General features: G+C 41.5%; 21 protein-coding genes and 1 riboswitch. Of the genes, 2 read left to right on the plus strand and 19 right to left on the minus strand.

The annotated features are described in order from the left end of the window. Positions 1-67 precede the first annotated feature (67 nt). From AC3ISE_RS18105 to AC3ISE_RS18175, 15 genes are all read right to left on the minus strand, one after another. Complete coding sequence (locus tag AC3ISE_RS18105; protein ID WP_489222031.1) at positions 68-3,742, minus strand: GH32 C-terminal domain-containing protein; 3,675 nt, start codon at positions 3,740-3,742, stop codon at positions 68-70. 99 nt (positions 3,743-3,841) lie between these two features. Further along, positions 3,842-4,810 (minus strand): carbohydrate kinase family protein, encoded by a 969-nt coding sequence (locus tag AC3ISE_RS18110; RefSeq protein WP_489222032.1) that lies wholly within the window; start codon positions 4,808-4,810, stop codon positions 3,842-3,844. Between the two features lie 7 nt (positions 4,811-4,817). Beyond that, positions 4,818-6,281, minus strand: a complete 1,464-nt coding sequence (locus AC3ISE_RS18115) for a glycoside hydrolase family 32 protein (RefSeq protein ID WP_489222033.1) — start codon at positions 6,279-6,281, stop codon at positions 4,818-4,820. Positions 6,282-6,347: 66 nt separating this feature from the next. Then, a complete protein-coding gene (locus AC3ISE_RS18120) occupies positions 6,348-7,952 on the minus strand; it encodes an ABC transporter substrate-binding protein (protein WP_489222034.1) in 1,605 nt (534 codons plus the stop codon). Positions 7,953-8,085: 133 nt separating this feature from the next. Continuing rightward, positions 8,086-8,964 carry a carbohydrate ABC transporter permease gene (locus tag AC3ISE_RS18125; protein WP_070875791.1) on the minus strand — a complete coding sequence of 293 codons (879 nt, stop codon included), beginning with the start codon at positions 8,962-8,964 and terminating at the stop codon, positions 8,086-8,088. 18 nt (positions 8,965-8,982) lie between these two features. Then, positions 8,983-9,954, minus strand: a complete 972-nt coding sequence (locus AC3ISE_RS18130) for an ABC transporter permease (RefSeq protein ID WP_489222035.1) — start codon at positions 9,952-9,954, stop codon at positions 8,983-8,985. A gap of 597 nt (positions 9,955-10,551) precedes the next feature. After that, on the minus strand, positions 10,552-11,169 hold the full coding sequence (locus AC3ISE_RS18135; RefSeq protein WP_489224376.1) for an FMN-binding negative transcriptional regulator: 618 nt from the start codon (positions 11,167-11,169) through the stop codon (positions 10,552-10,554). A gap of 21 nt (positions 11,170-11,190) precedes the next feature. Further along, the gene (gene paiA / locus AC3ISE_RS18140) at positions 11,191-11,709 is read right to left on the minus strand and encodes a spermidine/spermine N(1)-acetyltransferase (RefSeq protein ID WP_489222036.1); all 519 of its coding nucleotides are present in this window, start codon (positions 11,707-11,709) and stop codon (positions 11,191-11,193) included. Between the two features lie 27 nt (positions 11,710-11,736). Further along, a complete protein-coding gene (locus AC3ISE_RS18145; protein ID WP_489222037.1) occupies positions 11,737-12,189 on the minus strand; it encodes a MarR family winged helix-turn-helix transcriptional regulator in 453 nt (150 codons plus the stop codon). A gap of 247 nt (positions 12,190-12,436) precedes the next feature. Continuing rightward, a complete protein-coding gene (locus AC3ISE_RS18150) occupies positions 12,437-12,820 on the minus strand; it encodes a VOC family protein (RefSeq protein WP_489222038.1) in 384 nt (127 codons plus the stop codon). Positions 12,821-12,994: 174 nt separating this feature from the next. Further along, positions 12,995-13,489 (minus strand): DUF2798 domain-containing protein, encoded by a 495-nt coding sequence (locus tag AC3ISE_RS18155; RefSeq protein WP_489222039.1) that lies wholly within the window; start codon positions 13,487-13,489, stop codon positions 12,995-12,997. A 220-nt stretch (positions 13,490-13,709) separates the two neighbouring features. Then, on the minus strand, positions 13,710-15,053 hold the full coding sequence (locus AC3ISE_RS18160; protein WP_489222040.1) for an ABC transporter substrate-binding protein: 1,344 nt from the start codon (positions 15,051-15,053) through the stop codon (positions 13,710-13,712). Next, positions 15,050-16,657, minus strand: coding sequence for a response regulator transcription factor (locus AC3ISE_RS18165; protein WP_489222041.1), 1,608 nt, complete (start codon positions 16,655-16,657; stop codon positions 15,050-15,052). The genes AC3ISE_RS18160 and AC3ISE_RS18165 overlap by 4 nt, the downstream gene beginning before the upstream one ends. Continuing rightward, positions 16,629-18,437, minus strand: coding sequence for a cache domain-containing sensor histidine kinase (locus tag AC3ISE_RS18170; protein ID WP_489222042.1), 1,809 nt, complete (start codon positions 18,435-18,437; stop codon positions 16,629-16,631). The genes AC3ISE_RS18165 and AC3ISE_RS18170 overlap by 29 nt, the downstream gene beginning before the upstream one ends. A gap of 571 nt (positions 18,438-19,008) precedes the next feature. Continuing rightward, entirely contained in the window at positions 19,009-21,396 is a 2,388-nt protein-coding gene (locus AC3ISE_RS18175) for an immune inhibitor A domain-containing protein (protein WP_489222043.1), read from the minus strand. Between the two features lie 290 nt (positions 21,397-21,686). Between AC3ISE_RS18175 and AC3ISE_RS18180 the strand changes: the two genes are divergently transcribed. Further along, entirely contained in the window at positions 21,687-22,004 is a 318-nt protein-coding gene (locus AC3ISE_RS18180; protein ID WP_070875801.1) for a hypothetical protein, read from the plus strand. A 407-nt stretch (positions 22,005-22,411) separates the two neighbouring features. On the opposite strand, the gene AC3ISE_RS18185 is transcribed toward AC3ISE_RS18180, so the two are convergent. The 4 genes from AC3ISE_RS18185 to AC3ISE_RS18200 all read right to left on the minus strand — a co-directional run bounded on the left by AC3ISE_RS18185 (position 22,412) and on the right by AC3ISE_RS18200 (position 26,027). Next, entirely contained in the window at positions 22,412-23,293 is an 882-nt protein-coding gene (locus AC3ISE_RS18185) for a 5'-methylthioadenosine/S-adenosylhomocysteine nucleosidase (RefSeq protein ID WP_489222044.1), read from the minus strand. A gap of 240 nt (positions 23,294-23,533) precedes the next feature. Then, positions 23,534-23,637, minus strand: a riboswitch (purine riboswitch). 243 nt (positions 23,638-23,880) lie between these two features. Beyond that, the gene (locus tag AC3ISE_RS18190; RefSeq protein WP_489222045.1) at positions 23,881-24,126 is read right to left on the minus strand and encodes a phosphatase; all 246 of its coding nucleotides are present in this window, start codon (positions 24,124-24,126) and stop codon (positions 23,881-23,883) included. A 112-nt stretch (positions 24,127-24,238) separates the two neighbouring features. Then, positions 24,239-25,078 carry an MBL fold metallo-hydrolase gene (locus AC3ISE_RS18195; protein ID WP_489222046.1) on the minus strand — a complete coding sequence of 280 codons (840 nt, stop codon included), beginning with the start codon at positions 25,076-25,078 and terminating at the stop codon, positions 24,239-24,241. 55 nt (positions 25,079-25,133) lie between these two features. Further along, positions 25,134-26,027: a TRM11 family SAM-dependent methyltransferase gene (locus AC3ISE_RS18200; RefSeq protein WP_489224377.1), complete on the minus strand. Its 894-nt coding sequence runs from the start codon at positions 26,025-26,027 to the stop codon at positions 25,134-25,136. A gap of 196 nt (positions 26,028-26,223) precedes the next feature. On the opposite strand from AC3ISE_RS18200, the gene AC3ISE_RS18205 reads away from it, so the two are divergent. Further along, entirely contained in the window at positions 26,224-26,433 is a 210-nt protein-coding gene (locus AC3ISE_RS18205) for a hypothetical protein (protein WP_489222047.1), read from the plus strand. Positions 26,434-26,498: the final 65 nt, after the last annotated feature.

Below are 26,498 nucleotides of genomic sequence, written 5' to 3' on the forward strand. Positions count from 1 at the left end.
TGCCGGAACCGGCACCTTTATTTTAGCTTAAACTCCCGCAGTCTTTTATTGCAGGTCTGAAAAAGGTTTATTTTTGATTATCTGAAGCATCAATCAGCTTCCACTCCTGAAATTCCCCTCCCCCTGCATTCTGTATCTCCGCAATCGTTCCATTCTCTGGCCTGTTATTCTTAACGCCCAGTACTTTGCCGCTGTTGACAGTGCTGAAACGGTAGGTTCCATCCCACTGGTCGGTGATTCTCCATTGCTGATTGCCGTAGCCAAAGTACTCCCATATTTGCACATCGTCTCCCGCAGAGACCCCCGAAGCATCCAGTACGAACTTGCTGTCACCCGCGTGAACTTTATAAGCTCCAGGGGAAACTCCTTCCATCTTCCATGAATGCTCTCCACTTGGCTGAAGTTTCGCTTTAGATCCATTTGAATTCCCTTCAGGTGTAAGGATTTTTCCGGTTGTCTTCTCAGCAATCTTAAAGGATGCCTTGCTCTCGACAATTGTTCTGCCGATCAGCTTTCCATTTGTGGAAGCTGTGGTGATGATGCTTCTTCCATGACCTGTCATTCGGACTTCTGCACTGCGTTCATCCACTTTCTTGATTTCTGCTGCATCCGGATTGCTTGAATGCCATTTTATTTTTTGATGCTTGCCTGAGACAGATGCAGAAAGTTTGTGCACACCTCCAAGGGGAAGAGACAATGTTTCATGATCCATGGCGATTGCAGCAGGATCCGTGCTTTCTTCCTTCCAGACACCTTTTAAAGGATATATATCAAGGGAAACAATTTTCACACTTCCTCCCTTGGTGTAAAAGCTCATGCCATCACTTGCTCCGTCCGGAAACACGACATTTGAGAAAACGGCCTGGCCGTCGTTTCCGAATACCTCAATGGAAGATTCGTCTACGAAAATACTAAATTTGACTCGTTTGTTCTTTGGAGTAACGTTCGTTTCATGATAGGTGGAAAATTTGTCAGAAAAGCTGATATCTCCAGATTCAGACCGGTCAAAGAACATCTTGGCTTCTCCAGCCTTATAGCCAACAACGGTTTTCTGAGAGTCAGATTCCCTTAGCCCGAATCCAAATTCTGCTTTGCTGTTTACAGGCAGTTCGATTTCTGCTGCTAGTTCATAGGATGTTCCTTTTACGTTTGCAAGCAGATTCGCATCTCCAGGCTTTACTGTTTTATTGCTCCATGAGGAAGCTTGTCCTCTGAGCTGCTCCAGCTCTTCAATCGGCTGCTGGAACAGTCTGATTCCTTCCCCTGGAACTGTCTTCAATGTCAGCTCACGCGGTATAGACATTTGCCCTTTCCATTGTGAGGTAGGAAAACTGAACGGGTAATCCCAGTTGCTCATCCACCCCAGTGAAATTCTGCGGCCGTCTTCGGCTGGAATATCCGCGAATGACATCGCCGCATACATTTCTTTGCCAAACTCATTTTTCAGTACAGTGCCCGCTGGATGATCGCTGACGAAACGCTTTCCGTCAAATGTCCCCACAAAGTATTCTGAATCCGATCCGTCAGTTTTAGGATTGGCACCTGTACTGATGGACAAAACCCATTTTTTCTTGGAGGGATCTCCGTCTACTGGCAGCTGGAAGAAGTCAGGGCATTCCCATACTCCGCCTCTCACATAATCTCCGTATCCGAACGATTCAATCATTTCCCAGTCCAGGAGATTTTGAGAGGTAAAGAACCGGATGTGGTCTCCTCCGGATACAACCATTACCCATTGGTTATGATCCTCATCCCAAACGACTTTCGGATCCCTGAAGTCCCAGCCTTCTCCTCCGTAAAATTCTCCTATATTCGGTATGATTGGATTACCATCATAAAATTCCCACGTGCGCCCTTTGTCTTTGCTGTAAGCAACGCCAATTTTCTGATCGCCATTATGTTTTTCAGGATTATATGAGGTGTAGAAAGCAATCAGACCCGATCCTTCTTCATCAAATAAACCGGAAGCATTGGTCTTATCGACCACTGCGGAACCAGACCATGCATGTCCCATTTCATTCCACGGAATGGCGATCGGCAGCCTCTTCCAATGGACAAGATCCGTGCTCACTGCATGAGCCCATTTTCCTCCGTCCTGATGGAAAAGATGATATTCCCCTTCATAATAAACTAAGCCGTTCGGGTCGCTCGCATATCCTCTTGCCTGCGTAAAATGATACTGCGGCCGGTAAAGCTCTGAATAATAATCGTCATGTGGTGTTGCGTAAACTTGCTGAAAATAGGCTGTACCATTATAGACATTTAATCCATATTTTCCGCTTGAATAGGCTGAGTCTTTTACGGAAATGGCCGGATCTGCATATCCATCAAAATAAACCTTCAGATCATCTCCGGCAGCATGAATCTCAACATGATAGATTTTACCTGTTTCTAATTTCCGCTCAGCGATTCCAAGGGTACGATCTCCTTTTAAATCCAGGAGACGGATTATGTTCAGGTTTGGATCCAAGGTGAGCATATATCCTTCCATGCCATCTGCCTTTCCCCTGAATACAAGCCCTGCCGTACCGTATGGAGCTTCAGCATCTACCTTTATATCTCCTTCCAGGACAAAATCTGCTCCAGCTGTTTGAGCCATTCGGTAGGTATTTTCTTCCGCCGGGCTCGTTCCAGCCGTTCCGTCAAGATGCGGTGCCCACTCTCCATTTATCGATTGCCAGCCTTCTAAATTGGATTGCAGATCACTCACTTGAATGTTTTGAAAGACGGCATCTCCGCTGGCATGCAGTCCAAGAAATCCTTTTGAGTAAGAATTATCTTTCGCTTTCAATACAGGAGTTCCTCCATTCTGCCAGAAAACCTGCAGGGAAGAACCTTCTGCTTTGACCTTCACGCGGTAAAGCATTCCCTGTTCGATCTGCATCTTTGCTTCCGCCAGGACTTTTTTCTGGCGGGAATCAATCAGCTGCAAAAAGTCATTTTTTGCATCAGCCTTCACTTGGTATGCCTTACTTCCTGTTTTGTCGGACCGGAACAGCAAGGAGCCTGCTGCAGCTTTATCTTTTAAGAGAAGATCCGATTCAACTATGAAATCAGCAGACGAAGTAGAGGAAATAGAATAGAGATTCTCTCCTTGATCAGGTGCAGCCTCTAACCCTTCAGAGCCAGTCTCCCATTTGCCGGCAATTGTTTTGAAGCCTCTCAGATTTGTCCGCACTTCCTTTAGCTGAACCTTGCTGAAGACAAGTTTGCCGCCTTCCGCGTGGAAGCCTGTAAAACCTTTAGAATGACTGAAATCCTGAAGATCCATTACGTTTGTTCCATCTACAGACACACTAATGGAAGGACCGTCGGCCTTTATTTTCACGTTTGAATGATCCTTTACTTTAAGCGGAACAGTTTTCAGTATACGATTCCCATTCAAAGATGAGAGGGAGACTCTGTCTTTTTTGGAATCCAGACTAACTTTGTAGCCCTCTGTGCCTGTCTGATTTGCCCTGAATATTAGGGATCCTGTGCTGTTTTTCTCGAGTTTTACTGTGGCTTCATAGACAAAATAACTGCCTGTTTCTGAGTCTGATAGAATAAGAGCAGGCTGATTTTTAGCCGCACTTCCTTTTAAAGAGCCGTCAGATTCCTTTGTCCAATTTCCTGACAAAGCCGAGTAGCCGAAAATGGCCGTTTTTCGTTCAACAGCTGCTCCTCTGAATCCTTCTAAAGAGAAGACCGAAAAAAGCAGGGCAGCAGCGGCTGCCATTTTCAGCAAGGTCATTTTTTTCATGTATCTATCCCCTTCCAGATTTAATAAAGCGCTTTCATTTAGTTCTAAAAAAAACGGGATTGAAGAGTCACTTTCAACAATCCCTTTAAAAATAGTTTGTCAGCTGCTGACAGCTTCTTGATTGACGATTTTCAAAGAAGGCATGGCAGATATCGCACCTATTTTAGTGCAGACGATCGCTCCGACCCGATTGCTGAAGAAAATCATCTTTTTAACCAAATCCATATCAGCTGCTGCGATCTTCGGATTCTCTTCGTTTGCAATCTGATAGAGAAAGGCGCCAACAAAGGCATCCCCGGCACCAGTAGAATCAATCGACTGAACTTTGATGCTTGGAACAGCCACCCTCTCTTTGCCGTTTGATACAATTGTGCCGGCACTTCCTAAAGTGACGGCAATCAGCCCATTGCAGGTTTTATGAAGAACTTCGAGTCCTGCACTGACACCCTTTACTCCTGAAATCAGTTCCAGTTCGTCCGCACTCATTTTAATAAAGTCAGCAAGCATCATTGCCTTTTTAGCCAGACTGATAAACTCTCCTGTGTTAGTTTTCCATAGATCATGTCTGAAGTTCGGGTCAAATGAAATGAATTTGCCTTTATGCTTCGCTTTTTTCATCGTGTCAAAATACAGCGTTCGAAACGGGTTTTCCAGCAGTGCTGTTGCTGAACCAAAATGAAGAATGCCCGCTTGCTTTATTTTTTCCTCATCAATATCCTGTTCCGTTAAAAAAGCATCAGCCCCTCTGTTAAAAAGGAAGTCTCTCTCGCCGTCCGCCTGAAGCGATACGAAGGCAAGCGATGTTTTATGGTCAGGATCAAGCACAAGCATGCTCGTATCCACGCCTGCTTCATCGAGCGTTTTTTTCAGAAACTCCCCAAACGGGTCCTTTCCGGCTTTACCGCAGAAGGAAGCCTTGCCGCCTAATTTACCGATCGCCGCACAAACATTGGCAGGTGCTCCTCCCGCTTGCTTTTCAAATTTTTTTCCTTCTATTAAATCAATATCTGTTTCGGTGCAGAAAAAATCAATCAGCAATTCCCCGATGCAAATAACCGAAGTACCCACTTTGCTTTCACCCTTCCTTGTTCCATATGGAAGACAGCTCATGCAGCTCCATTGATCTTATCTTTATGGCTCCTCCATGTGAGGCAAGGTGTAAAACACTCTCTTTTGACTCCGGAAACACCAGGCTCGTTATGGCGCATTCGCCGTCATTGCCGAATAGTTCAATAGATGAAGCATCAAGAAGCAGCTGCAGACGAATGCTGTTATCCTTCATCTTCAGGGGTGCCTCCTGCACGGCAGGAAATGATGCTGAAAAGTCAGCTTCTCCTGAGGCCGTTCGGTCTGCTGACAGGGTTTCTGTTTCTGAGTCATAGCGAATGATCGTTTTTTCTGCTTCAGAATGCTGGATCGTGAATTCTGCAAGCGACGCACTCTCAAACTCCACTTCCAGATACAGTTCAAGCAGCGGGCTCTTAAGAGGAATCGATACAGGCTGCTCCGTTGTGACAAGCTTATCTTTAAAAGATGCGCATCCCTTTCTCAGCACCTGGGCTTCTGAAACAGGTTTTTGGATGAGCCGGATTCCATCTGCATTTGAGAGTAAGGATAACTCCCTCGGTATTGTCATAACGCCCCGCCACTCTTTTGTCGGCACTTGGTTGGCATAGCGCCAGTTACTCATCCATCCGATGTAAATACGTCTGTCAGGAAGGTCCGACCAACTCACTCCTGCATAATTATCTCTTCCGTAATCCAGCCATAAAACAGTATCTTTCTCATGGTCATTTACAAAGGTTGCTCCATCGAAATCCCCGATAAAATACTGAGTCCGGGAACCTTCTGCATGTTCACCGGTATCTCCAAGGCTGACAAGCATCACCCATTTTTCCTTCTCGGAATCGAGAGGAAGCGGAAACAGATCGGGGCACTCCCAGAACCCGGCGTGCGATCCTTCAGCAAATTCACTCGCAAACTGCCAGTCAATTAAATTCTTAGATTTGTAAATGGTTGCGCTTTGCCCAGTAGCAAGCACCTGAATCCAGTGCTTTGTTTCGGAGTGCCAGAACACTTTCGGATCACGGTAATCTGTTTTTGTTTCGTCTTCAAGGACCGGATTGCCGCTGTACTTTGTCCATGTTCTTCCATTATCACTGCTGTAGGCAAGGCATTGACGCTGGCGCGGCCTGTCCGACCCAGGATATGTATCGTGACTTGTATAGATGGCGACAAGGCCTGGCTGACCATCGAAGAAACCAGTTGTATTTTCCCAATCAACAACAGCGCTGCCTGAAAAAATGGCGCCATGCTCATCTGGATGCAATGCGACAGGAAGCTGCTCCCAATGGATCAAATCCTTGCTGACCGCATGGCCCCAGTGCATCGGGCCCCAAATTGTACTATAAGGGTGATATTGATAGAACAAATGATACTCGCCTTGAAAGTACACCATTCCGTTAGGATCATTCATCCATTTTTCTTCCGGCGTAAAGTGAAACTGGGGACGATATTTATCTGTTAGGATCGGTTTCACGAAAAAAACTCCTTTTCAATAGAATAAGAGGCTGCATATGGAACAACAGCCTCTTTAGTTTACCGTTTATTGCTGATTGCGGTCATAGCCTGTCTGTTTAATTTCAAGCCATTCCTGAAGTCCTAAACGGTCAAGTTCTGCCAAGTATTCCTTCCATTCTGCTTCCGCTTTTCCATTTGTCATCCATTCTGCCCGCTTTCTATTAATGTAAGCAAACAGATCGGCTTCAATGGATGAGAGCTTATCAAGCTCTTCTAGCGAGAAGAACACTTTTGGATACGTGTTTTCAGCTTTCATATGAGGAGCCATGACCTCTTTCATTAAGTCCAGTCTCCAAGCTGCATCATCCGGCTTCGTTGTAACCGTGCCATAGTATTCATCTAAAATCGCAAGAGGCCCATTCACACTTGTTTTCTGGCGCACTTCTACCGGTGCAGCTCCTTCAAGCGGCAAATGCTTCAGCATATTTGCAGCTTCGTCATATTCAAAGATGTTCTGCTGTTTGTCATCTCCATATGTTCCCCAGTTGTTCTGAACAGACTGCAGAGGATCATACAGCTGGTCAATCCATTTCGCAGTAAGCTCAAGGTTTTTATTTGAACTTGTAATTACCATTCTTCCTCTGTCAAAGCCCATACCGTTTGTTCTGGTAACGTTTACATTCCCATCCGGTCCAGCCACTGGATTCATAAGATCATATTTGTCATTCATGCCGGTAATGTTTGCTTTGTCCCATGTAAAGTACATGCCGTACCGTTCATCCTTGCCTTTTGCAAGATACGTGTTCCAGTCGTGTTCAAACGCTTCTACATCAATTAAGCCTTCCTTATAAAGATCACTGAAGTACATGATCGCATCTTTATATCCTTCCTCAGCTGCTGTCAGGATGACTTTGCCTTCATTGCTTACAACGGTATGATCCCAGTTGTCGCCAAGGCCGAATGCTCCGAATAAGAAGGCAGGATCTTCACCGCCGTGATTAATGATAAAGGACATCGGAATTTCGTCCGCTTTTCCGTTTCCGTTTGGATCCTGCGTTTTAAATGCAACTAATACCTTCTTCAGTTCATCGGTCGTAGTCGGCTTTTTTAAGCCAAGTTTGTTCAGCCATTCTACATTGATCCACGGGAAATCATCTACAGAATGAATATTTTCCTTGCCTGTACCAAGCTCTTCAATCCATGGGAAGGCGTAGATGTGACCGTCTGGAGCTGTCATCATCGATTTATATTCTGGCGAAGAATCGAGCACTTTTTTCAGATTCGGCATGTGTTTTTCAATTAACTCCTCAACAGGAACGATGGCGCCGTCTTTTGCAAGCTTCAGCAAATCATAATCGCCGTATCCGGCATCCATGATGGCATCCGGCAAATCACCGCTTGCCATGGCAAGGTTTCTTTTCTCTGCAAACACATCATTCGTATAGTTTTTCCACTTGATATGAACACCCGTTTTTTCTTCAAGTCTCTTATAAATCAGTTTTTCATTTGGATCCTTAGGCGCAAGCGGAGAGCTTTGCGTGATAAATTTCAGCGTTACTTCTTCCTTCAGCGGAAACGATACATCCTTTAGTTCATAGTCTTCTGAGGATGCGACATTTTTGCTAGTGCAACCGGATAATAACACTGCAGCAATTGCAGCAGTTCCTACAGCTCTCTTAACATGTTTCATTACATTTCCCCCTATGATTTATTTTTGCTGTTTTCGCATAGATTGTTGTTTTTGATGATAAATGGCGTCCGTTACAATCCACTAAAGGTTTTAACCATATAGTCTAAAAGCAACAAAGCTTACGAAAAAACCTTTATTTTAATGAACCAACCATAACCCCTTTTTCAAAGTACTTCTGGAAGAACGGATACATAATGATCAGCGGAAGGCTTGAAATCACGATCGCCGAATATTTAATCATCTCTGAAACCTTGGCCAGTTCAGCCATTGCCAATTGATCGCTGATCATGCCGGGTTCAGCCTGGTTCTGAATTAAAATGGATCTTAATACAAGCTGCAATGGATGCATTTTGGGATCTTCAAGGTAGATCATCGCATCAAAATAAGAATTCCATTGGCCGACAAATGCATAGAGTGCGAGAACAAAGATTATCGGCTTCGAAAGCGGGATCACAATTTTGAAGAAAATAAGCAAGTCCGAAGCCCCATCGACTTTTGCTGCTTCATGAAGTTCATGCGGGATTCCCTTAAAGTAAGTTCTGGCAAGGATGATATTCCACACGTTGACTGCTCCTGGAAGCAAAATCGCCCAGACCGTATTTAACATGCCGAGATCTTTGACAACCAGATACGTCGGAATGAGTCCGCCGCTGAAAAACATCGTAAAAAGAAAGAATGTCATAAAAGCGTTTTTACCGACAAACCCTTGAGTTGCCAGAGGAAAAGCAGCAAAGATGGAGACAACTACCGTTATAATGGCAAAGCCTGCAGAGTAAAGCATGGCATTAATAAATCCTCTAATCATTGAATCATCGGATAGAATCCGTTTATATCCCTCCAGGCTCCAATCGTTCATGTTAAACGACAGCCCCTGATTCAGCAGAACCGTCGGATCCATGAATGAAGCGATGACGACATATACGAGCGGGACAAGAACGGCAAGTACCGCCAGACAAAGAAATACAGCATTCAGAGACAAGATAATCCGGTCTACTTTTGTATGTTTAATCATGAAAATCCTCCTCTCAGATTAATAGAGTCCCTCTCCTTCATTCAGCTTTTTGACCACAAAGTTCACGACAATCAGCAAAATGACATTGATAACTGAATTGAACAGGCCGACAGCGGTTGAATAAGCATAATCTCCTGCCTGCAAACCAATTTTATATACGTAGGTCGGAAGAATCTCCGATGTCGGCAAGTTCATGGCGGTCTGCATCAGGAACGCTTTTTCAAAGCCGATCGCCATGATGCCGCCCGCACCTAAAATAAAGATAATGGCCATAAGCGGCTTTAAAGCCGGCAGATCAATGTGGATCATGCGCTGAAGAATGTTTGCTCCATCAATCGTCGCTGCCTGGTGCAATTCAGGATCCACGTTTGCCAAAGCCGCTACATAGACAATGGACGCCCATCCTGCAGCCTGCCAGATGCCAGAGATAATATAAATGGATCTGAAGTATTCGGGGTCAGACATAAACATCACCGGTTTACCGGTTATAAATGTAAGAAAATGATTAATTGGACCAGTCGGAGCTAAAAAGATAAACAGCATCCCGACAATGACCACGACAGAAATGAAGTTTGGCGCATATAAAAACAGCTGGATATTTTTCTTAATGGCTGCCCTTCTGACCTGGTTCAGCATCAGAGCAAGAATGATTGGAATTGGAAACCCAAGCAAAAGCCCGTATAAACTGAGCTTAAGTGTGCTCATGAAGATTGTTTCGAAATTAGGCGAGGTCAGAAACTCTTCAAAATGTTTGAGACCGACCCATTCGCTGCCCCATATCCCCTTGATTGTGCTGAAATCCTTAAAGGCAATGATCGCTCCGTACATCGGAACATATTTAAAAACGATTGTCAGAATAACAGCAGGTGCGATCAGCAGGTACAAAAAGTAATTCTTTTTAATATAGTCCCATTTGTACTTTGCTTTGGCCTTCTTTTCCGCCTTGATTATGACAGCGTTCTCATCTTTTGCCTTCACTACCTCCTGCATGCAACTCCCCCCCCTTTGATAGAAAACACTTATAAGCGCTTTCATAATTTGCGTTCAGAGATTCTATCTGTGTTCTCTGTAATTCCACTTTATCAAACAGGCATTTTGAAAAAGTTTGATTTCTTTGGAAGTAGGAGTTTAATATTTTTGGTTCTTTTTAAATGGAAAAAACCCGAGTCCTATGACTAACGGGTTCCGTTTTGAGTGAGCAACCAACAAAATGCAGTCGAGAGTGGGTATTCAATTGCACAGCAATTTGTACCCGTTTTTTTGTTGTTATAATTGACTTTAAAGGTGTTTTGTAGAGGTGGAATAACTTTATGTATACCCTGTAAAATGAGCTGAAAAATGCTGTGTAAATTGTCTTGCACATTTATCCCAGAGCAAAGCCTTGGAAAACAAAAAAAGGCTAAGAGTTTGTACTCCGAGCCAATAATCATAAAGATGGTTACTCAGCAATAGCCCCCGATTGTGGAAGGATACGATCGACAATTTGTGAATTGCACCCTTTAATGGAATAACTAAATCTAACCTCACTCATAAAATCACTTGGTTCTTATTTAGTTAATGCCCCGTTAGTTCAATAATGAATGACTTTTATTTGCATTTTTGCAGATTTTTCTTCATAAGAGATGCTACTTGTATATTATCTTGTTGAGAAGTGTTTTCTAGATGTTTAATAATTAATTCTTGTCGTTCCACAGGATGATTTTGACTTAATTTAGCTTTTGCTTCAATTTTTGTGATTTTTATTCTGAACGCTACAATTCCTTTACTCATCCCTTCAATAAAACTAGGTTCAACAGCATTTAAATTGTATAGACTATCAGGGCTTTCATATTTATTGACCAAGTCATTTAAAGAATCGAATATTACTTTTCTATCCTCGACAATCTCCATCTTTCCATATAAATGGATAGACACATAATTCCAAGTAGGTACTGCTTTAGTTGTTTCGTACCAAGTAGGTGAAATATAACAGTGGGGCCCTTGGAAAACCGCAAGGACTTCTTGGTTTTCAGCATCCTTCCATTGTTCGTTCGGACGTGCAAAATGACCATATAAAGCATTTTCAGATTTATTTAACATCAGTGGAAGATGAGTAGCATATGGTTCACCTTTATGCTGAGAAAATAATGTTGCAAAGCTATACTTTTCGATAACATCATAAATTACTTCTTCATCATCAATTATAAATTGTTTAGGTATATACATCATAATCCACCCTTCAAAAAGTTATATGAGTATTTTGGTCAATATATAGTCCATTTGTTTTTCATCACCCATATAAAAAGCGTGGGCTCCAGTTTGAACAAACCCCATTTTCTTATAAAAAGCAATAGCATTTTCATTTTTTTCCCATACACCTAGCCAGATTTTCTTTTTATGACGTTTCATCGCAATCTCCATAGCTTTATTTAGAAGATATTTACCAAGCCCATGTTTTTGAAAGTTGTTCTTTATATAAATCCTCTCGATTTCAAGTGATTCATCACACATTTCCTCAGACTGAGCATCATTAGTATTGACCTTTAAATATCCAGCGACTTCATTATTAAAATAAACAAAAAAGAATTGCGAAGAATTATTGGATAATTCTTTTTCTAATTGTTTTAAGTTAAATGCCCTTTCCAAGTAGGCATTCATATTTTCGGGTGAATTCTGATGCTTAAATGTCTCATTAAATGTTTCATAACTAATTTCTTGAAGTTTGCGTGAATCTTCAAGGGTACACGTTTTTATATTTATATTCATTTAAATATGTCTCTCCTTTATATATTATCAATAATTTCTCTTGTTTCCCTTTTTTACAAATTCCCAGTCTTTTTCTATATTTTTTCTTACTCTTTGAAGAAGATTGTAAATGGTTTCTACTTCTTTTTCGGAAAATCCCTCTAATGCTACGATATTGGAATAATCATTTTCTCTTTTTATAAAAGGATAAACATTTTTCCCTTTCTCTGTTGGAAAGAGCTTTTTTATTTTTTTGTTATGTTGATCGTCTTTCTTTTCAATAAATCCATTTATTTCAAGTTTTTTTATAGCACGAGCTGCTGTTGTCCGGTCTACTTTTATCATCTCAGCTAACTTTTCTTGAATGATTCCTGGGTTTTCACATATTCGCACAAGGTACAAATACTGCCCTTTTGTAAGGTCATATTCTTTAAATTCTATATTGCTTATAGAATCTAATGCCCTTGCGATCATTCCAATTTCACGAAGAATTCCCTTCATAATTAACTCCTTAGTATATATTTTTGTTGTAAATACAATAAAAATGACATGTATTTAATTTAACCTAGCTTTATTGCATTTGCAACAAAAAATAATGATAAAGATAAAAAGCATTCAACATAGAATATTTTTATTTTTCTTGTTCAACAAATCTGCCCGTTACTTTAAGTACATTACTTCACAATCTCTATTGGTGAATTAAAAAGCCGATCCCAATTGGAATCGGCCAAACGTTTTGAGTTGTTTTTTACTCACTTTTCTCCATGACTGCAAAATAGTTCTTTTCACTATCAGCAAAGTTAAAAACTCTCCCAGAAGGTATTTCTACAATTTCTCCGACGGTGACTTCTTTATTTAACAGGCGGCTGTGTAATGGATCGAGATTGTCTGTGAAAAACATTAAGGAAGGTGTGCCGAGATTTAGTTCTGGCTGCATTTTAGCGATGAGTTCTTTATCATGAAGAATAATACTTGTTTCAGCCTCACTTGAAGGGGCTATTTCAATCCAGCGCATTCCTTGACCGTTTTCCTCTTCAGAAATAACTGTGAACCCTGCTTTTTCTGTCCAAAATTTCACTGCCTCATCCTGGTTCTTTACATATACCATAACTTGTCCAAGTTTCTTAATCATCCCTATTCACTCCTTATATTTTGATAACAGAATTATGGGCTGCTTATCTAGTTCAATATTTTTTATTCAACAAATATAAGCTTTATCCTTCCTAACATAAAACATATAATCCTCAATTCAAAAAGAAAGTGCATTTCTTATTCATGAAGAAATGCACTTATTGGTTACAGAGCTCTAACTTATACTTTTGGTTTCCATCATTCTTTGATCTTTATAAAATTTAGCAAATAGATAACGAACTAAAGGTCCCATGATGATGAGCTGCAGGGGGAAAGCAAATACGAAATTTTTAAACACGATGGATAAGTAGCTTTCAACTAATGATTCTTCACCCAGGCTGCTGTAAAAATAGGCAGTCCCTAATCCATAGAGAGACATAAAAGAATCCATGCCAACTATCATAAAAAATGAAACAGATAGAATGACTAAGATTTTTTTAGATTTGTCATTTGGCAAAGAAAAAGCTAGTTTCTGAGCCGCTGGACCGACAATAAATAGCTCCAATACGAAAGCAATAATAAAACCCAGCATAAGTTGAAGAAGGATACCTTGAATAGGTACCATTCCTATCAAATCATTAATTATTAAATTATAAAACGTCATAACTATGACCATCCCCGCGCACATGATCAGTCCAAAATAAAAACTTTCTCTCTTCGTTGTTGGCAAATTACTTCATCCCTTCTTTTAAGTACTTCGCCATTATAGCGAAAAGGGATATCCTTTCATAAGTGACAATTTTGTGAATAATTTCTCTTGAATCCAATAGGCGAATAACCAGCCCCATTTATTTGGAAGGCTGGTTATCCTATGTTTTATTCATTTTAAATTTCATTAAAATGCATCATACGTGTAAAATAAAACATCTTGTGTTGTGCATCAACACCATTTATTCCTTTTCATCAATATCTTCCAAACCGTCATTAATTTTAGCCACAGCCTTATCAGCAGATGCTTTTACATCTTTTCCCCCTATGCCGATGTCTTCAAATAATTCCTTAAGAGCATCGCTTATGACCGGGTATGCCGGTGAAACTGGCCGGTTTTTTGAGTACTTTAATGCCTGCTGCACAAAGATATTTTTCGGATAGGCGGTCAGCTCGGGAAATGCTTTTGAGACGGAAAATCTCGCTGGCATGTCGCCGGTTATTTCGACATATTTTTTTGAACCTTCAAAGCTCGTCATATACTTGATAAAGGCCCAGGCCTCTTCCGGATGCTTTGATTTTGCAGAGATGCCGAGTGCCCAGCCGCCATTTGGAGTAATTTGATGGTCTCCTTTCGGCAAAGGAGCTACTCCAAAGTCCTCACCAAGTTTAAAATCTGGATAGTTCCGTTCGATTTCCTCAAGCATCCATGATCCCAGGACAGACATGCCCAGGTGTCCTGTTACAAATGGATCTGGAGGCATCTCTACAGTCGCCACTTTGTAGCGGTGATAGAGATCCTGATAAAATCGCAGAGCTTCTACCGCATGTTTTGAATTAAGATAACCCGTGGCAGTGGTGCCATCAGGACTGAGAACCTCCGCACCGAATTGCCATAATAATGGCGTTTTAAAGTATGCTGGAGATTCCCCGTCGCTGAATCCCTGACCAGGATCAATTCCGTAGATTTCATTCCCGGGATCATTGATTTTCTTTGCAAGTTCCACCACTTCGCCCCATGTCATCGGATCAGCCGGGTCCTGGGACGGAAGAGGCAGTCCCGCTTTTTTAAACAGATCAATGTTATAAAATAAGGCCACACCGGATTCTGCAATGGGAGACAGATAGATTTCATCTTTAAATTTCATGCCTTCAAGTGTTGAAAAAGGAATATCCTCGATTTGCCCTTCTTCTTTCATTTCCTTGTCAATTGACAATAGCGCACCGGAATTGGCATAGAGTGCCAGGTTAGGACTGTCGATGGACATAATATCAGGCGGGCTTCCTGCCGCTATTTCCGTTCTCAGTCTTAATTCATAATCCCCATAAGGGATGGCATTCATGTTAATGCTGATGCCTGGATGGGAGGATTCAAAGGCCGAAATCAGTTCTTTATAAGCTTCATTTTCAAGCTTGGTGCCATAATTTCTCCAGAAAGTAAGTTCAATGTTCTCTGATTTCTCAGCGGGCAGCTGATTGTTTTTTTCCTCACCTGAAAACAAGCTTACTGATGAAAAAGCATAATATCCTGCTGCAAGTAACAGCAAAATGATTAGTATAAAAATGATTACTCTTTTTTTCATCATCTATCCCTGCCTGCCGCTTCATCAAAGTTCAAAGCAGACTTCCGGTATTCTGCCGGTGTTTGTCCAACCTGTTTTTTAAAGACGGTGCTGAAGTAGCCGGAATTGGAATAGCCTGTTAAGTATGCAATATCAATCACTTTCAGCTGTCTGTCTTTTAACAATTCGCATGCATGCTTCATCCGTACTTCCACTAAATAATCACTGAAGTTCTGACCGATATGGAGCTTAAAAAGTTCAGATAAGTAGGCACTGTTAATATGAAATTGCTCAGCCAAAGAGGTCAGCGTCACTTCATTTGCAAAGTTCAGGTCCAAGTAGCGGCGGACATTTTCTACAATGGCTAAACCATTGGGCGAAGAACGAGACTTGCTTACAAGAAGGATGATTCTGTGAGCAAATGCCGTTACTTGTTCAATGACTTTTTCATGGGCAGTCAATTCTCCGATACTCTGCTGGCATGTCCACATCGTTTGATTGATTTCCGTTCTGTCCATATCATATTTCGCAGCAAGCGATTCAAGCAGCAGGAGAAGCCGGTTGGCTGCAAACGAGAAAGACAGCATAGACTTGATTTTTGCTTCATTCAAAAGATCGAATATCAGCTTGCTGCATTCCTGTAAATTGCCGTTTTCAATCATGTTTGCTGCTTTTTTCTCCTGATCAGGCGAGAGTTCGAAAACCTCCTTATGAAGCGTTCCATCAATTATTTGTGATTTTGCGCAAGGATCACTCTGACTCCACGCGAGCAAGGAAGAAATATAGCCTGTTTTTAACTCCGTCACACTTAACGGTTTGCCCATTCCAATCACTGTCTCAGCTTGAAGATACTTTCTAACATAAGTTTGCACCTTTTTCACCATACTCGACGTTTCTAAAGGCTCTTTTTTATCTTTACAGTGAAGAAAATGAAGCATGTTTGCATAGCCCGCATCATAAAAAGTACAAGTTCCTTCATACTGATCTGCCATTTCTTTGCAGAGCATCCTAAACGGCAGCCAGAGCTCTTTTACTGAATATTGAGCTGACGCCCTAAGTTCAACAGTGAAGAATTGAACATGTTTTTCTTCCTCAGCAAGAAAGCCCAGATTGAGGTGCTGGAGTCTTTCTGCCGCAAATGCTTCAGACCATTCTTCCTTTACCAGCTGCAGCACATATTGCTCTTTCATTTCTTCCAGCTGTGTGTGAACAAGCCTGGACACTTTTTCTGTTTCCACCTGCTTCTTTTTTTCAAGGATAATTTCATCCTTCACTCTTCTCAAAGCCTCTGCCAGCTCATTTGGAGCAACAGGCTTAAGCAAGTAATCTTTCACACCTTCAATAAGAGAAGATCGTACATAGTCAAAATCTGAGTATCCCGATAACACAATGACTTTTACATGAGGATATTCCCTGTGGCACCTTCCCGCAAATTCAATCCCGTCCATGACAGGCATCCGTACGTCCGTTATCACCAGGTCTGCCCTTGTTTCCTCCACTAATTGGAGCGCTTCCTTTCCGTTTGATGCTTCTCCTGCAATTTGGAATCCCTCTTCTTCCCAATCTGCTTTCATTTTCAGCCCTCTGCGGACTTGAATTTCATCGTCCGCTATAATGACCTTCATCATGTATATCCCCCTCATTTCCCTTTATACATAATGCAATGCTTGTCCCGGCTCCCTCTTCTGAATAGATTTCGATTGAAAAACGGCTGCCGTAAAAGAGCTTCAGCCTGCCAATCACATTTCTTAGGCCAATACTGCTTCCGCTGCTGTCCAATACACCCATCGTTTCATATTCTTTTTCTTCGGCTAAAAGCTGTGAAATCAACTTCTGGGACATGCCTATGCCATCGTCTTCTATCAATATGGTTAACTTGTTTTCTCTCCATTCCGTCCGAATCAGAATCTCTGCAGATGTTTTTTCCGCCAAACTATATTTCACCGCATTTTCAACAAGAGGCTGGATAATAAATTTGCAGATAGGGAAGGAAGCAAGCTCCGGTTCCTCCTCAATTCTAAACATAATAGCACCATCGTACCTCAGCTTCACTATTTCAATAAAATCCCGGATATAGGCAAGCTCTTCCCGTAACCTGACAATGTCTGTTTTGGTGTTTAACGAGTACCTCATCATTCTTCCAAGATAGATGCTTACATCCAAAACTTCCTTCTGTTTATTCTGCAGGGCAAGACTGCCGATCACCTCAAGAGTATTGTTCAAAAAGTGAGGATTGATCTGCAGAAGCAGTGCTTTATATTCAGCATCTTTTCTTCGGAGATTCGCCTTATATTCTGTTTTAATTAATTCATTCAGCTTTCTGATCGTATGATCAAAAACCTTGATCGCATACCCGACCTCATGATTATAGGATTTAATCGTCGGCATAAACGTCCTTGCTCCTTCAAGGTCTCCTTTTTCAACAAATTTCATCGCATTTGTGAGCTTTCCAAGCGGCCGGACAATATTTGAAGAAAGGACATATGAGGCAAGGATCGTCAACAGAAAGATCACTCCGCTGAAAATCAATAATTTTTGCTGCAGCCTGTCAATTTCGGCAAACAGCTCAGACTTTGTGATTTCGCTCACCAGCGTCCAATTGCCTATCTTCAGCTTCTGAAAAAAGACAAGATAGTCTTCATGGTTATACGCTGTTTCTATTAATCCATTAAACTGCTTCATTCGCTGAATTTTTCCGAGACTGTTATTTAAAACGGGAGCCGGGGTCTCAATCCTGCCAGATAAAACGTTCTCTCCGTATTCATCCAGCAAATACACCCGCCCGTTTTCGCCGAGTTTAATTTTGCCCAGTGCCGTTTCAAGCAGCGATGAAGGAAAACTGACTTTAATAATTCCCGATAAATCAAGCATCTGCATATCAAAGAGAGGAATTAAATAACTGTTAACCTCTGTTTCCCTCATCAGCTGATGAAGCTGATACGGGTCTCGGTGATGGCTTACCCAGCGTTTTTCTCCCCTTGAAAATTTCTTGAACCAATCCGTTTCAGCAAGGAGCGGATTATCTCCCCAGGTTCCTGTACCATCGTTTAGAAAAACAGAAATGTCCATGCCATTTGAATTATTGATCATCATGGAAGAAAGCTGCATCTTCAGATGATTTTTAATCAGCATCCGTTCAGCAGATTGGACAGCCGGATCACTTTCTGCATGCAGCCATTCCTGAGTTGCCTGATTGACCAGCACCTGCTTCCCTAAATCCTCTGCCTGCGAGGTGACCGAGTTAATATAGATGGAGTATTGCTCCATCATTTCGACTGTTGAATCCTTCGTCTGCTCTTCAATTACGGATGTAAACCAAGCCGGAATGAGAAGTGATAAAACAAGGAATGGAACGGTCAGGAGAATCGTAAAAATGATGAACAGCCGATTTCTAAGAGAATAAAACATGAAGCCTCCCGGTAACTTTTCAAAAGTTTCTGTTAGTTCTATTTTCTTACAGTATAATACAAACTTGAGTTTGCTGGTTTGTATTTTTATTAAAAATCAATTTGGTAAAATTCAGAAAAAAAAGAAATGGGGCTGTCCAGAAAGTCTGTTTATGGAAAAAATGTTGTTCTCAATAATAAATGTCGTCTGTTCCTTTCCGCTCAAGATTTTTAACATGTAGTCTTAAAACCACAAAATTTATGAATAGAGTCTACATAAAAAAGCAGGCAGGAAAAAACATTTGTTTTTCCTGCCTGCTTCATTTTAGAGACTTATTGGACAATCCCTTATTCTCTTTAAATGATAAGTTAATTTGCACCCGCTTTACTGCGGCTGATCAGCACTCCCGCTGCTCCAATTAAAATCATGATTGCGCCTGCAGCCGTGCAGGTATAGGTTTAAACTTCTGAATATTCAATACAAATTACACCTTAATATGACAATTCATTCCCTTCTTTTTTCCTATTCAAAAAAAATTTATGCATATATGAAAAAGGCAGCGTCCACAAGAACGCTGCCTTTCATTGATAACTTATTTGCGGATCCAAACGGCTCCTGCAGAGTTATCCTTCGCTTCGCCTACAACCTGGAATTTCAGGCCGTAGTTTGGAACATTGCGTCCAGCGTCTGGAATAACTTCGTTCATGTATGATCTTGAATCATCGAAGAATGTGACTCCTTTTAAGCCGTTGTAGCTGTATTCACCGCGTGTCGGGCTGTCTACGTACCATGAGGCAGATTTGTCATATGAGAATGCTGCATCTGCAATTTGATAACGTGTTGATTGTGTTGTTGTCAGTTTGCCGTCAAGCAATCCGTATAATGGCTGAGGGTGAGAGTCAACGACTCCAAGGAATCCTTCACCAGGATGCTCGCCAACCCAGTTGTCTGAGTAGCTGTCATCCGCATACCAGACTACCATGCCTGTATTGTATTTAGGTCCGCGTGAGAAAGCTAGTGCTTTGTCGGAACCTGCATAGTTTCTCCACTCCAGGTAGTAATGGTGTTTTGCAAAGAATGTTCCGTCAAATGCTTTGAAGCCGTCTAATGTAAACTTAGGTGTGCCTTCTGCATCGTCGCTGAATACTTGCTCGCCATCAGCAGTTAGTACTGCGTTGTCTAAAGCAAAACCTTCAGGTGCAAGGCCGCCGTCTGTTGAGTATTCAAATACAAGTTTTACTTTTTTGCCGGCAAATTCGCTGAGGTCATAGGATTTGTCGATCCATGCTCCATTGGTTGTTCCCTTAGTTGCGTCGCCGTCAGAAACATCGCCGCCTAAGACTTCAAGAACTTTGGTGCCATCAGCTGTTTCTGCACTTACTTTCAAGTAGTCACATGCACAGCCATACTCAATGTCATAGTTTGCTTTGTAAGTGAATGCTGCACTCGTTTTTCCTGTTAAATCAAATTCAGGTGTTTCCATCACAGTGTGAAGGTCATCGCCTTTTGTACTGTGATAGTATTTTTCGCCGAATTCTGGCTGAATTGTACTTTTCACTTGTTTTTCAGGAAGGTTTACTTTCACGATTCCCGGATTGTTTGATTTAGTGACACTTTGATCGAGGAATGTCGCTGTTCCTTCAGCTGACACATCTTTATAATCAATTTCCTGGATGTTGGCCCAGTTTCCGCCCATAATTGTTTGGAAAAATTCTTTGTTTTGCGGGGAGAAGCTTGTCGGTTCTGTTCCCGCTGTTTGGCCATTCCAGCTGCCTCCGCTCATGATTGACCATGAAGCAACAGGCTCGCCGTTTCCGCTGTACTGCGTGTCATATTCGTCAGGAAGACCTAAATCATGTCCGAATTCATGTGCGAATACGCCGACTGCTCCGTCTTCTGGCTGGATTGTGTAATCAAAAGCAGCCATTTTCCCGCCCCAATAATCCACTTTAGCTTGTGTATTTGCAACTGGGTATACTCCACCTAATGTCCAGCGGTGAGACCAGATTGCATCATTGCCCAATTTGCCTCCGCCAGCTTCTTGTCCAGTTCCTGCATGTACGATCATCAAATGGTCAACAAGTCCGTCCGGCTCGTTTTGATTGCCGTCTCCATCTAAATCATATAAATCGAACTCGTCATATTCAGACAGATCCATCCCAGATGCAACTGCCGCATTCAGCGTATCTTTAACAAGGTCACGCGGACCTCCTGGTGCCAAGTTGTCATGACCGCCATTAGGGTTGTCATCACCATATTCAGCTGCTTTGCCCTCAACTGTCAGCCATTCCGAAACAGTGCCGTCAACGGTATAGCTGCCGCCTGATTGCTCTTCATAATATTGCTTGAATGTCGGCACTTTTTTACCGTCTAACAGCTGAAACGGCTTGTCCCCAAACAGCATTTTTTCATAATGCTCTTTGCTGAAGTCGTTTGAATACATGTAGCCGTCTTCTTTGACAATGTTGTTATGCTTGAAATCTTCAAATTCGACAAGCAAAATCAGGACTTTGTCTTCTCTTACAGTGCCATTGTAGTTAGCCTGTTTTGCCGGCTTCACATCTACAAAGCCGTCTTTTTTGTTTTTACCCAGCTTTTCATGGCCTTTATTTAATTGCTTTGTCAGCTTTTCTTTCTGCTTTGTTAAGAAATCCTTTGATTTCTTGTCGATTTCCAGTTTTGCATCATGATCATCTTCCTGGAGATCAACTGTCGGTTTTTCGCCTTGCTTTTTCTCGATATATTTTTGCACGGCTGCAGCGACTTCCTTGTCACTTGCTTTTTGCGGAATGAGTCCTTGTTTTTTCAGCGCATTTGCCAGACGGTCCTCATTGATAATGTTTAGATCAATTGGTGCTGACAACGCTGTTTGAACGTCTGTTGGTACAGGTTCTTTCGCAAATGCAGCTGGCGCGAATAAGCTTGCGACCAGACTCGTTGCTAGAAGTGATGTTCCGAATTTCTTGCTCCACTTTGCCAATACTACCCCTCCTATTTGTAAGAACATGTAGAATTTTCTGTTTTTTCTACATATTTAAAGATAGCACAATCAGGATTAGATAGAATTGACCTTTTCTCCTATAATCGGAAAAATTTTACTAGAATAATAGATCAATAGGAATATGACTAACCTGTTCTATTCAGCCTATAAACCTGGTGCAAAAGCAGGGAGGAAGGACGATAATCCCCGAATTACCCCCACAAAATAGTCATAGATGATAAATAGTGTATTGAGATACATAGGCAATCAAGCTGCTGAGGAGGGTAAATATGGAATCATATGTGAAAGATTCTCTGCATGAATGGAAAGAGGACATGCTGAAGCAAAAGAATGAAATAGACGCAGAATATGATAAGGTCAAAAGCGAGCTTCAGCTATATTCCTATAAATTTGGCATTACAAAACAAGTCATTCAATCTACTATAAATGATGAAATCATAAACAATATCAAAACAACCTATCAAAAGCCATTCGAAGAAAAATTCAATGAGCTGAAGCTTTATATTAAAGAGCTGGAAGAAAAGCGCAGGGTTTATCAGATGTTTGTGGAGAAGATTGAGAAGGTCAGTGAGTCTGAAGAGAATTAACGATTTACAAAGGGGCTGGGACGTAACGATCATCTCCTGAAAGAAAGCCGAACATTGAATAGTGCGAAAACCTTTAAAAGAAAGGGCTATTTTCGCATAGATTGTTGTTTTTCATGATAAATAATATCCGTTCCTTTCCACTCCAGGAACTTGCTTTCCGCGGGGAGCATGGGAGCCTCCTCGGCGTTGCCTGTGGGGTCTCCCAATTTGCTCTATTTCCCGCAGGAGTCAAGTTCCTTCCGCTACAATCCACTTAGGATTAACATTTAGTCTAAAAACAACAAAGTTTACGAAAAGAGCCTACAGAAAAAAAGCAGGCAGGAAACAACATTGTTTTTCCTGCCTGCTTTTTTTTAGGGACTTATCGGACAGCCTCTTGATCTATATTCACTTAAGTCTGAACAAATTTACTTACTCGTGAAATCAGATATATACTTTTTAACAACTTCATAAACATACTCTTGATTTGCTGCAGCAGTATCAGGGTTATATTTACCGCCGTTTACTTTATTATTAGATAATACACGGATACCAAGGAATGCTACATCATAAGCTTTGGCAATTTGTGCGGCAGATGCGCCTTCCATTTCTTCTACAGACGAACCATACTTAGTATGAAACCATTTAATGCGGTCAACTTCATTATTCCATACGTCTGCAGAGCCTATCGTACCTTCGACAATTTTACCTTTTGTATATGTATCTTTGACAGCATTTGCAGCTGTAAGTAAATCTTCATCTCCCTCATAGAAACGCGGCTTTTCAGCATTAGGATCTTCTCCTGCACTTCCTTCAGAAGCCATTAAGTCCATTGGTTTCCAAATCGTTGGATCAATTCCTTGATTTTCATCCTTATCTGCTGTTTTTAAGGAACCCAAGTTTACCGTTCTTTTCCCCAAAACAATATCAAAAACATTTAAATCCGGATCATGTCCTCCTGAAGTTCCTTGATTAATTATTGCTATTGGATTATATCTTTCAATAGCCACCGCCGTAGCAGCTGCTGTATTTTCCATACCCTTGCCTGTTTTTGCAACAATAACCGGATAGTTGTCCAGTTTTCCTATGTAAAATATAAATGTTCCTGATTTTTCTTCTTTAACATCTTCTAACTTTTTTGCGAAATTTTCAGCTTCGATCGGCATTGGACCTTGAACAAGAATAGGTCTTTGATCATCTTTTTTAGCAGCTTCAGACTGGGAAGCAGAGCTGCAGCCTGCTAACACTGTTAATACATATATGGTGATAATCGCTAATGAAGCATATTTTTTCAGCTGTTTGATTTTCATTCATTCTCTCTCCTTAGTGTGACTCTTCTGATTGTATTTCTGCAGAATTAAATATGAAATCCTCCTTATTTAGTCCAACTCGCTTTTTCTGCTTCCGTCTGAATATGATCTGAATGCTGCTGGTTCTGACACAAAAAGAGGTCTAGAAAAGCAGAATGATTTCTACCTTCTAGACCCCTAAGTTAAAGTATGGAAAATCCAGCAAAATAGAAACTTCTTGCCAAGGCTAAAAAAGCTGAACAGCCTAATACTTTAACTCGTAGTCCAGTTCTTTCAATGGGAACCAGGTAGAGACGCTCAGACCATATTACTGAGGATATACGAGTAATGATATATAAATTAATTACTTTGATAACATAACAAAATAATGATGGATAATCAATAAAAATACGAATATTAAATAATAAAAATTTTATACCGTTCGCATTATCAGCGATATTCTAAAAACTAGTTAAATTAAATATGATTAAATAGAGCTAATTCCGAATTTCATCATCTAAAGTCGATTCCTATTATTTGAAATTGAATAATAATATGGATTTGAAAAGGCGCTTCCTCTTTTATAAGAAACGCCTTCCTTTTATTAATCACTTCTCCTTCATTCCAATAATTACATAATATGCCGCCCCTATAAAAAGCAAAGCGCTCATAATTAATGGGATGGTGCCTATCTCTATTAGAGCTGTACTAAACAAACCGAAACGAGAGTCAAATCCTCCTCCGATGTCTGGAGCCGATAAATAGAGTGAATAAACTGCTGCTGAGACAAGTGTTAATCCAAACAGCACAGCACTTGATATGACACCCATGCCGCCAATGACTAATTTCTTCATATTCTTCTCTCCCTAAATCAAAGTAAGACTATGTATCTATTCCATATTCAGGTAATATAACCTTCTTTTAAATCATAAAAAAACCAGCCGGCAAGTTTTCTCCGGCTGATTCTTATTGAAGATATTTCCCATGATCAGGCATGGCAAGCTTTTCAAAATCCCTGCTTAATTCGGCAAGGCCTTTTCTCAGCTCTTCGCCTGACATTGGCAGTCCGTGACCAGTAATAGCAGTGGATGGCTTCAAAGCTTCCAATGTTTTCACTGAGTTCCAGGCAGCTTGCCAGTCGGTTGTGTAATACCTTGGGGGACCTGAAAGTTCCTGCTTCTGAGTAAACACTTTATAGAGTGAATCCTGTCTGACTGTGACGAAAGCATCTCCTGCGATTAATGTACGGTCTTCTTCACGATAAAAAGAAACATGGCCAGGCGTGTGTCCAGGCGTATGGATCCATTTCCATTCTGGCAGTCCTGGAATCTGTCCATTTTCTCCTAATGCTTGAACATGATCAGTTAAATTGATGCCATCATTCGGAAAAAGCCGTGACATCTTGGCGATCAATCCGCCTTCAACACTTCCATCCGGTTCCGGATAATCTTTTTGACCGGTCAAATACGGAAGTTCCAGTGCATGAGCGTAGACAGGCACCTGCCACTGTTCAACGAGTTCAATGATGCCGCCGACGTGATCAAAGTGCCCATGTGTCAGCAAGATTGCTTTAGGCGCCATTTCTACCCCGGCATGCACTTCAAAAGCTGATTTAATCGTGTCTGCAGAGTGCGGCATTCCTGCATCAATTAAATACCAGTCGTCTCCGCTTCTCAGGAAAACAACATTTACGATTTGATTCGTATAGCAGTAGACACCCGGCAGGACATCGAATTCCAGCCCGCTTGCAACAGATGTCATCGGCATCCATTTGTTCTCAAAGGAGCTCTCCATTTGGTCACTCATTGCTGATACCTCCTATGTATGGTTCAAAGGATTAGTATCCTCAATCAGCCTGTCTTTATTCACAAATCAGTATCTGCCTTGAGAACATTTGCTTCCTCACTGTACAGCGGTCTGCAATACGAAAGCCTGCCTCTTCAACCATGTGATCCATCGTTTCACTGGTCACAACCACCGTTTTATCCGCAATGCGGCGGGCATGTTTTAAGATAGACAGCTGCTCATCAGGTGTAGCGTGAGTATATAGGTTATAGGGCATATCAATAATGGCGACATCATACTTGCCTGTGATTTCTGATATCGGTGCTGTTTTGACGTCACATTCATAGCCAAAATGAGCGATATTTTCTCTGGAGCCGTCTGTCACAAGTGGATTAATATCGCGTCCCACAATATCAATGCCCATGGATAAAGCCTCTACTAAAACGGTTCCTATTCCGCAGCACGGATCAATCGCTTTTATGCCAGCAGGGTTTGGCACAGCAATATTGGCAACTGCTCTTGCAACCCGAGTGCTAAGTGCAGTGGAATATTCACGCGGTTTTTTTAAATGATGCAGCCAGACCGGTTCGCTTTTGCGGTACTTTCCGAAATACCAGCGCCCGCCGTGAGTTGTCAGGCCAAACGTCTGGTCCGGATTCCGAACATCTGCTTCTGCTTTGAATGGCCAGCCAACCTGCCGCTCCATGTTTCTGCGCTCCTGATAGCTGATTTGCTCGTGATCTTCAAGATCATTGATTTTCAGAAAAATAATCTTAAACGTATCCGTTCCGATATCAATCTGATCAACCTGCTTTACAATCTCAGAAAGATCGTCGCCTTCGTAGATGACTTCAAGTCTCTCTTTCATAAAAGGACTTCTGCTTGGATCTATGCCAACTTCACTTTTCAGACTGAATCCATCGGGCTGAACGCCAAAAAAAGAACGCATTTCCAAGTGACAAAGGGACATCTCCTCTTCTGTACATGCAAATGTATATATAAATGCCGGTTTTCGGCTAAGTTTATCCAATCTATTCCCATCCTTCAGCGCTTTAAAATATTCTTCCTATCAAACCATATCTGTATTCAAAGAGAAATGCAATTGTCCAGACGGGTAATTTCTTCTTTTTGAGCAAATGATACATATAAAAAGGAGGCTGATTGTCTTGAAAGAGCGAGAACGAACACAAAACCAAGAAGACGAGCAAACTTCAGAGGGGCTGAACCAGATTTTTGAGATCATTAATGCAAAAGGTGATGAAGGAGAATTAAAAGAAATCGCAGAAACTCCTGATGAACATTTGTTATGCAGTGATGATCTGTTTGACCGCCAGCTGTTTGCCATTGTGGATGATACGGTTCGTGATGATGAATAAATTATAAAAACGGGTTTAAATGATCACCTCATTTAAACCCGTTTTTATTGAAGCGTTTTTTCCAC

The organism is Metabacillus sp. KH_069 (genome assembly GCF_057838075.1).

What these genes read in the sequence shown, in the direction of transcription:
- AC3ISE_RS18105 (WP_489222031.1), bottom strand. Translation starts at nt 3,742, where the DNA reads ATGAAAAAAATGACCTTGCTGAAAATGGCAGCCGCTGCTGCCCTGCTT.
- AC3ISE_RS18195 (WP_489222046.1), bottom strand. Translation starts at nt 25,078, where the DNA reads ATGAGTGACCAAATGGAGAGCTCCTTTGAGAACAAATGGATGCCGATG.
- AC3ISE_RS18130 (WP_489222035.1), bottom strand. Translation starts at nt 9,954, where the DNA reads ATGCAGGAGGTAGTGAAGGCAAAAGATGAGAACGCTGTCATAATCAAG.
- AC3ISE_RS18125 (WP_070875791.1), bottom strand. Translation starts at nt 8,964, where the DNA reads ATGATTAAACATACAAAAGTAGACCGGATTATCTTGTCTCTGAATGCT.
- AC3ISE_RS18170 (WP_489222042.1), bottom strand. Translation starts at nt 18,437, where the DNA reads ATGTTTTATTCTCTTAGAAATCGGCTGTTCATCATTTTTACGATTCTC.
- paiA (WP_489222036.1), bottom strand. Translation starts at nt 11,709, where the DNA reads ATGAATATAAATATAAAAACGTGTACCCTTGAAGATTCACGCAAACTT.
- AC3ISE_RS18120 (WP_489222034.1), bottom strand. Translation starts at nt 7,952, where the DNA reads ATGAAACATGTTAAGAGAGCTGTAGGAACTGCTGCAATTGCTGCAGTG.
- AC3ISE_RS18135 (WP_489224376.1), bottom strand. Translation starts at nt 11,169, where the DNA reads ATGTATATACCTAAACAATTTATAATTGATGATGAAGAAGTAATTTAT.
- AC3ISE_RS18160 (WP_489222040.1), bottom strand. Translation starts at nt 15,053, where the DNA reads ATGATGAAAAAAAGAGTAATCATTTTTATACTAATCATTTTGCTGTTA.
- AC3ISE_RS18180 (WP_070875801.1), top strand. Translation starts at nt 21,687, where the DNA reads ATGGAATCATATGTGAAAGATTCTCTGCATGAATGGAAAGAGGACATG.
- AC3ISE_RS18165 (WP_489222041.1), bottom strand. Translation starts at nt 16,657, where the DNA reads ATGATGAAGGTCATTATAGCGGACGATGAAATTCAAGTCCGCAGAGGG.
- AC3ISE_RS18190 (WP_489222045.1), bottom strand. Translation starts at nt 24,126, where the DNA reads ATGAAGAAATTAGTCATTGGCGGCATGGGTGTCATATCAAGTGCTGTG.
- AC3ISE_RS18185 (WP_489222044.1), bottom strand. Translation starts at nt 23,293, where the DNA reads ATGAAAATCAAACAGCTGAAAAAATATGCTTCATTAGCGATTATCACC.
- AC3ISE_RS18145 (WP_489222037.1), bottom strand. Translation starts at nt 12,189, where the DNA reads ATGAAGGGAATTCTTCGTGAAATTGGAATGATCGCAAGGGCATTAGAT.
- AC3ISE_RS18150 (WP_489222038.1), bottom strand. Translation starts at nt 12,820, where the DNA reads ATGATTAAGAAACTTGGACAAGTTATGGTATATGTAAAGAACCAGGAT.
- AC3ISE_RS18200 (WP_489224377.1), bottom strand. Translation starts at nt 26,027, where the DNA reads ATGTCCCTTTGTCACTTGGAAATGCGTTCTTTTTTTGGCGTTCAGCCC.